This window comes from Polaromonas sp. P1_E1_2, from assembly GCF_056406035.1.
In genome coordinates this window covers 1-7,384 of record NZ_JBFUAZ010000168.1, presented here as the reverse complement: position 1 = coordinate 7,384, position 7,384 = coordinate 1, and the positions used below count along the sequence as shown (strand labels likewise).

The 7,384-nt window shown below is 63.5% G+C and carries 7 protein-coding genes; 2 read left to right on the top strand and 5 right to left on the bottom strand.

Going from position 1 to position 7,384, the window contains the following annotated elements; all coding sequences use genetic code 11:
* Positions 1–185 (top strand): AtzH-like domain-containing protein (locus tag AC1D1P_RS10155; RefSeq protein WP_477672877.1); only part of this gene is annotated, 185 nt, incomplete at its 5' end.
* Positions 182–913 (top strand): GntR family transcriptional regulator, encoded by a 732-nt coding sequence (locus AC1D1P_RS10150; RefSeq protein WP_477672876.1) that lies wholly within the window; start codon positions 182–184, stop codon positions 911–913. The genes AC1D1P_RS10155 and AC1D1P_RS10150, both read left to right, overlap by 4 nt.
* An 86-nt stretch (positions 914–999) precedes the next feature.
* Here AC1D1P_RS10150 and AC1D1P_RS10145 read toward each other — a convergent pair whose 3' ends face one another.
* Genes AC1D1P_RS10145 through AC1D1P_RS10125 form a run of 5 tightly spaced genes read right to left on the bottom strand, consistent with a single transcriptional unit; the run spans position 1,000 to position 7,343 of the window.
* Positions 1,000–1,929, bottom strand: coding sequence for a dihydrodipicolinate synthase family protein (locus tag AC1D1P_RS10145; RefSeq protein WP_477670689.1), 930 nt, complete (start codon positions 1,927–1,929; stop codon positions 1,000–1,002).
* Positions 1,930–1,979: 50 nt separating this feature from the next.
* On the bottom strand, positions 1,980–3,713 hold the full coding sequence (locus AC1D1P_RS10140; RefSeq protein WP_457282341.1) for an IlvD/Edd family dehydratase: 1,734 nt from the start codon (positions 3,711–3,713) through the stop codon (positions 1,980–1,982).
* Between the two features lie 21 nt (positions 3,714–3,734).
* Positions 3,735–4,772 (bottom strand): galactofuranose ABC transporter, permease protein YjfF, encoded by a 1,038-nt coding sequence (yjfF, locus tag AC1D1P_RS10135; protein ID WP_477672875.1) that lies wholly within the window; start codon positions 4,770–4,772, stop codon positions 3,735–3,737.
* Positions 4,769–5,824, bottom strand: a complete 1,056-nt coding sequence (locus tag AC1D1P_RS10130; protein WP_477670687.1) for an ABC transporter permease — start codon at positions 5,822–5,824, stop codon at positions 4,769–4,771. The genes yjfF and AC1D1P_RS10130 overlap by 4 nt, the downstream gene beginning before the upstream one ends.
* Positions 5,817–7,343 carry a sugar ABC transporter ATP-binding protein gene (locus AC1D1P_RS10125; RefSeq protein WP_477672878.1) on the bottom strand — a complete coding sequence of 509 codons (1,527 nt, stop codon included), beginning with the start codon at positions 7,341–7,343 and terminating at the stop codon, positions 5,817–5,819. The genes AC1D1P_RS10130 and AC1D1P_RS10125 overlap by 8 nt, the downstream gene beginning before the upstream one ends.
* Positions 7,344–7,384 lie beyond the last annotated feature (41 nt).

Genomic DNA, 7,384 nt, shown 5'->3' with positions numbered 1-7,384 from the left:
CCCCACAAGGGCTCGCGCGTACCTTGCGCGCCACAGTCATCACAACATACGGACGCGACTTCGCCACGGCCAACACAGAGTTTGCACGTGTAGGCAGCGATAGGACCGGGCGCCAAAGCCAGACCTGGTTGCGCACGCCGGATGGCTGGCGTGTGGTAGCCGCCCACGTGAGTCTGCTGGCATGAGCCGCACGCACGCCGCCCCGCCTGTTGCCGGCAGCGCCWTTCATTCGCGCGCCGAGCAAGCCTATGCCGAACTCAAGCGCGACATCGCCGAATTCAAGCTGGTGCCCGGCGACCGCTTCACCGAAAGCGAGGTCAGCGAGCGCCTGGGTGTCTCGCGTACACCGGTGCGCCAGGCCCTGTTTCGCCTGCAGCAGGAGGGATTCGTCGAGGTGCTGTTTCGCAGTGGCTGGCGCGTGCTGCCCTTTGATTTCGACAAGTTCGAGCAGCTCTACGATCTGCGCATGGTGCTGGAAACCACGGCCGTGCAGCGCCTGTGCAGCGGCAGCCAGACGGTGGACACGGCGCTACTCGATGAACTGGCGGCCATCTGGCTGGCGCCGCTAGCTCAACGCAGTACCGACATGGTGCAGGTTGCACAGTGGGACGAGGCGTTTCATTGTGCGCTGGTGGCGGCCGCCGGCAATGCCGAAATGTCCCGGGTGCACCGCGATGTGACTGACCGCATCCGCATCATTCGCCGGCTTGACTTCATCAAGCAGCCGCGCATTGACGCGACCTATGAAGAGCACGCCAAGATTCTCAAGGCGGTGCGCGCCAAGCGTGGCGACCAGGCCGCCATGCTGCTGCGGGCCCATATCGAAACCAGCCAGGCCGAGGTGCGGAAAATAACGCTGCACCAGGTGCATCTCGCGCGTCAGATCGGCTCCGGAACGTCGCCCAAGGCATAAAAACGCCTGGAGCCGTTAACCAGCGGGCGCGAGAAGCTATCAAAAAAGGAGCAATGTGCGGGGCATTACCCCGCGGCGTGCCCTGCTTACCGCCCCCAGCGCAGCACAAGCGGATCAAGCCGGCTGGCGGTTGCCAGCAGCCCGGCGCGCGTGTCCGGGTGCATGGCCGGAAAAGGATGACGCGGTGCTTCGCAGGCGATCACGCCGCCTTCCTTCATCAAGGTCTTGGCGGCCAGCAGCCCCGCCTGGCGGTTTTCATAATTGATCAGCGGCAGCCATTGCTGGTAAAGGGCATAGGCCTTGTCATGGTCGCCGGCGCGGTGCGCCTCGATGATCGGACGAATGCCGTCGGGGTAGCCGCCGCCGGTCATGGAGCCGGTGGCGCCGGCATCGAGGTCGGGCAACAGCGTGATGGCCTCTTCGCCGTCCCATGGCCCTTCCACCGAGTCACCTCCCAAACGGATCAGTTCGCGCAGTTTGGAGGCTGCACCGGCGGTTTCGATCTTGAAATAGGCGACGTGTTCAATCTCACGGGCCATACGCGCGAGGAAGCAGGCTGAAAGCACAGTGCCGCTGGCGGGCGCATCCTGGATCATGATGGGAATGTTGACCGCATCCGACAGCCGCGCATAAAACTCGTAAATCTGCGGCTCGCTCACGCGAAAGGTAGCCCCGTGATACGGCGGCATGACCATCAGCATGGCGGCGCCCATGTCCTGCGCCCGGCGGCTGCGTTCGGCGCAAACCTTCGTGCCGTAGTGGGTGGTGGTCACGATCACCGGCACGCGGCCAGCCACATGTTCGAGGACGGTACGGGTCAGGGTTTCACGCTCTTCGTCCGAAAGCACGAATTGCTCGGAGAAGTTGGCCAGGATGCAGATGCCGTCTGAGCCGGCGTCGATCATGAAGTCGATGCAGCGCTTCTGGCTTTCAAGGTCAAGCTCGCCGGTTTCGGTGAACGTGGTGGGGGCAACGGGGAAGATACCGCGGTAACGCGGCTGGCGGAGCGTGTTCATGGGGACTGGATCAGGTTGAATAAAGTTCAGTAATTCACTGCTTGCGCGATTTAATGGGAGTGCCGGGGAACTTCGGAGCCGCGGCAGCCGACCAGAAAATCGAAGTCGCAACCCTCGTCGGCTTGCAGCACGTGGTCGACATACAGGCGCTGGTAGCCGCCACGCATGCCTGCAGGGGCCTTCTGCAGGGCGGCAAGGCGTTCAGCCAGTTCGGCATCGCTGATGTCCAGGTGCAGGCGGCCCGCATCGCAGTCGAGCTCGATCCAGTCGCCGTCGCGTACCGCGGCCAGCGGCCCGCCGGCCGCCGCTTCTGGCGCCACATGCAGCACAACGGTGCCGTAAGCGGTGCCGCTCATGCGTGCGTCCGAGATGCGCACCATGTCCTTGACGCCCTGGCGCAGCAGCTTGGGCGGCAGGCCCATGTTGCCGACTTCGGCCATGCCGGGGTAGCCCTTGGGGCCGCAGTTCTTCATCACCATCACGCAGCTGGCATCGATGTCGAGGTTCTCGTCGACGATGCGCTCCTTGTAGTGCTCGAGGTTCTCGAATACGACCGCGCGGCCGCGGTGCTTGAGCAGTTCGGGCGAGGCCGCAGAGGGCTTGAGCACGGCGCCGCGCGGCGCCAGGTTGCCGCGCAGGATGCAGATACCGCCGTCGGCGATCAAGGGGTTGTCGAGGGGGCGGATCACCTCGTCGTTGTACTGCGGCGCCTCGCGCACGTTGTCCCATATCGACCGGCCATTGACGGTGAGCGCATTGGGATGCGGCAGCARGCTGTTTTCACCCAGRCGGCGCAACACGGCGGGCAGGCCGCCGGCGTAGTAGAACTCTTCCATCAGGAAACGGCCGGAAGGCTGCAGGTCAACGAGGGTGGGCGTRTTGCGGCCAATMCGYGTCCAGTCTTCCAGGTCCAGCTGCACACCAATRCGGCCCGCAATCGCCTTGAGGTGAATCACTGCGTTGGTGGAGCCGCCAATGGCGGCRTTGACGCGAATCGCATTTTCGAAGGCTTCGCGTGTGAGGATTTTCGACAGCGTGAGGCCTTCGCGCGCCATCTCGACAGCCCGCGCGCCCGACATTTGCGCCAGCACATAGCGGCGTGCATCCACCGCGGGAATGGCGGCGTTGTGCGGCAGCGAAGTACCCAGCGCTTCGGCCATGCAGGCCATGGTGGAGGCTGTTCCCATGGTGTTGCAGGTGCCGGCCGAACGCGACATGCCGCCCTCGGCCGCCAGGAACTGGTGCAGCTGGATTTCRCCCGCTTTCAGCGACTCGTGCAGCTGCCACACTGCCGTCCCCGAGCCGATGTTTTTGCCTTCAAGCTTGCCGTTGAGCATGGGCCCGCCGGTCACCACGATGGCCGGAATGTCGCAACTTGCAGCACCCATCAGCAGTGCGGGCGTGGTCTTGTCGCAACCGGTGAGCAGCACCACGGCGTCGATGGGATTGCCGCGAATCGCTTCTTCCACGTCCATGCTGGCAAGGTTGCGTGTGAGCATGGCGGTGGGCCGCAGGTTCGACTCGCCGTTCGAGAACACCGGGAACTCGACCGGAAAGCCACCCGCCTCTGAAATGCCGCGCTTCACATGCTCGGCGATCTTGCGGAAGTGGGCATTGCAAGGCGTGAGCTCCGACCAGGTATTGCAGATGCCGATGATGGGGCGGCCGTCGAACTCATGGTCGGGAATGCCCTGGTTCTTCATCCAGCTGCGGTACATGAAGCCGTTTTTGTCGGCCGTGCCGAACCACTCGGTGGAACGTAGTTTTCGTTTGGTGCTTGTCATGATGGTCTGGCCATTAAGGTTTCAGGAAGATTTGGGTGTGCGATTTGCCAGCAGCCGTTGCAGGAGGCAAAAAACAAACAGCAACACGCCGACGACAATGCGCGTCCACCAGGAACTCAAAGAGCCGTCAAAAGAGATCAGGGTCTGGATGATGCCGAGCATCAACACCCCGAACAGGGTACCGRCCACATAACCCACGCCGCCGCTGAGCAAGGTGCCGCCGATCACCACGGCGGCAATGGCGTCAAGCTCCATGCCGGTGGCGTGCAAGCCGTAGCCCGAAAGCATGTAGAAGGTGAAGACCACACCGGCCAGCGCCGAGCAAAAGCCCGATAGCGTGTAAACCCCCACCAGCGTGCGGCGCACCGGCAAGCCCATCAGCAGTGCCGACTGCTCGTTGCCGCCGACGGCATACACCGCGCGGCCAAAGGGAGTGCAGTGTGCAATGAACACTGCCGCCAGCAGCACCGCAATGGCGATCACGGCACTGATTGAGAGGGAGGCGTCTTCCCACAAGGGAATGCGCAGCTGCGAGACCTCCGAGTAAAACTCGTTGGTGATGCTGATGGAGTCGACACTAATCAGGTAGCACAGGCCGCGCGCCAGAAACATGCCGGCCAGCGTCACGATGAAAGGCTGCAGGCGAAAACGCTCAATCAGAAAACCCATGAAGGCGCCGAACGCCGTGCCCATAAGGAGCACCAGCGGAATMACCGCAGCTGGACTCCAGCCATGGTGCTCCACCAGCGCGGCAGACACCATGGTGGTCAGCGCCACCACGGAGCCGACGGACAGGTCGATACCGCCCGACAGGATGACAAACGTCATGCCCACGGCGATGATGACCAGAAAGGCGTTGTCGATCAGCAGGTTGAGGAACACCTGAGCCGAAAAGAACCCGCTGTAGAGCACCGAACCCATGGTCGCCATGGCGATGAAGAGCGATATGGTGGCCGCCAGCGGCAGGTATTTGGGATTAAAACCTGAAGCCGGCGCAGCAGGTGCCCGTTGGCTGGCGGCGGCCTCCTCTACGGGAGGCTGGGTGACGATTGTGCTCATGGCCGCATTCCCCGCGCGGCCGGCCGCCGCATCCAGATACCGATCTCGGCCCGGAATTCAGCCGATTGCAGCAGCATGACCACAAATACCACCACAGCTTTGACCACCAGATTGATCTCGGGCGGCACACCCAGCGAGTAGATGGCGTAAGTCAGGGTCTGGATGATCAGCGCACCGATGACACTGCCCACGAGGCTGAAACGCCCACCGGTGAGGGCGGTACCGCCCAGCGTCACGGCCAGGATGGCATCAAGCTCAAGCAACTGGCCCGCATTGTTGCCGTCGGCGCTTTTGACGTTGGAGCTGATCAACAAGCCCGCGATGCCCGCGCAGAAGCCGCAGAAGGCATAGGCCGCAACCATCAGACGCCGGGCCTGCACACCGGCAACGCGTGCCGCAGTCGGGTTGATGCCCACAGCCTGGATGAACAGCCCGAGGGCCGTGCGCGTCACCGCCAGATATAGCAGCGCAAAGACTACGGCCACGATAAAAAGCGAGAACGGCAAGCCCAGCAGGTAGCCACTGCCCAGGAAGAAGAACGGCGCGTAATAGATGGTGATGATCTGCCCGCCGGTGATCAGCTGCGCGATGCCCCGGCCTGCCACCATGAGGATCAGTGTGGCGATGATCGGTTGCATGCCCACCCTGGCGACCAGCAGCCCGTTCCACAGCCCGCACAGCAGCGCGACGGCCAATGCCGCCAGAATTGCCAGCGGCATCGGGAAACGGCTCACGCTCCCTGCCACCGACCCGCCAATCATCCAGGCGGCCACTGCGGCAGCAATGGCCACCACGGCGCCCACGGAAATGTCGATGCCGCGGGTGGCGATCACCAACGTCATGCCGAGCGACACCAGCACCAGCGGCGCGGCACGGTTGAGAATATCGATCAGGCTGCCGTACAAATGACCGTCACGCCACTCGACGTGCAGGAAACTGGCGTTAAACGCTGTGTTCACAGCCAGCAGCAGGAACAGCGTGATGAGCGGCCAGGCCAGGCGGTGCCTCATGGCAGTGGCCAGAGGCGAGGGGTGGTGTTTCTCTTCAGGCATGTTCAGCTGCAATCAGTTCATAGACGGTGTCTTCGCTGCTGCCTGCCGGCAACTCACCCACCTTGCGGCGGTCACGCAGCACCACAATGCGATGCGCCACGCGAACCACTTCGCTCATTTCGGAAGAGATGAAAATCACGGCCATACCGGCTTCTGCCAGGCGCAGGATCTGCTCCATGATTTCCTGCTTCGCGGCCACGTCGACGCCGCGCGTGGGTTCGTCCAGGATCAGCAGGCGCGGCTCGGTCGCGAGCCAGCGCGCGATCATGGCCTTTTGCTGGTTGCCGCCCGACAGCAGGCCTATGGGGGTGTCCACACTCGCGGTCTTAATGCCCATCGTCTGAACAAAGCGTTCGGCCAATGCGGTTTGTTCGGCACGCGACAGAAAACGGCGCATGCCCATGCGGGCCTGCAGCGCCAGTACGATGTTTTCCCGGACTGAGAGCTCGGCCACGATGCCATCGGTCTTGCGCTCCTCGGGACATAGGGCGAGGCCCTGCCGGATCGCCTCGGCGGGATTGGAAAACGTGACCGCCTCGCCGTCGATTCTGAGCATGCCGCGGTCCGGCGTCTCCAGGCCGAACAGCAGGCGCGCCAGTTCAGTGCGGCCCGAGCCCAGCAGCCCGGCCAGGCCCACGACCTCGCCGGCACGCACGCGCAGGTCCACAGGCTGCAACTGACCGGCCTGGCCCAGACCTTCAGCTTGCAAAAGCGCCGGCGCAGCATCGTCAAATTCCGGAGGCACGGCGGCGGTGGCGGATTGCGCGGCCAGTTCCCGGCCCAGCATGGCCGCGATCAGTGCCTGCGGCCCCAGTTCACTGGCACGCCACTCGCCGACCCAACYGCCGTTGCGCAGAACGGTGATGCGATCCGACACCGCATACACCTGGTTGAGGAAATGAGTGACAAAAACAATGGCCAGCCCCTCGCCACGCAAGCGACGCAGCACCTCAAAGAGTTTTTGCACCTCGTCATCGTCGAGGCTGGAGGTTGGCTCGTCGAGGATCAGCACTTTGGATTCAATGCCGATGGCGCGCGCGATGGCCACCAGTTGCTGCACGGCGACCGGGTAGCTGGACAACAGGCGCGTGACGTCGATGTCCAGGCCCATGCGCGCGACCAGTTCGCGCGCACGGCGGTTCACGGTGGTCCAGTCGATGCGAGACCCCTGCGCAAACCCGTACCGCGGATAGCGGCCCGCGAAGATGTTTTCCGCTACCGACAGGTTGGGGCAGAGATTGACTTCCTGGTAGACCGTGCTGATACCCAGCCGCTGCGCGGCCAGGGGAGAGTCCGGCCATACCGGTTTTCCGGCAAGTCGCATCTGACCGCCGCTGGCTTCCAGCACGCCTGTCAACACCTTGATGAGCGTGGACTTGCCGGCGCCGTTTTGCCCCATCAAGGCATGGATTTCACCGGGATACAGGCGCAAACGCACATCCTGCAAGGCCGGAATACCCGCGAACTGTTTGTGGATGCCCGCAAGCTCCAGCACGGGGGCGGCGTCGGCCACGGTCATGGAGCGGCCTTCGCGCCACGCGCCACGATATTCGCCTTCAG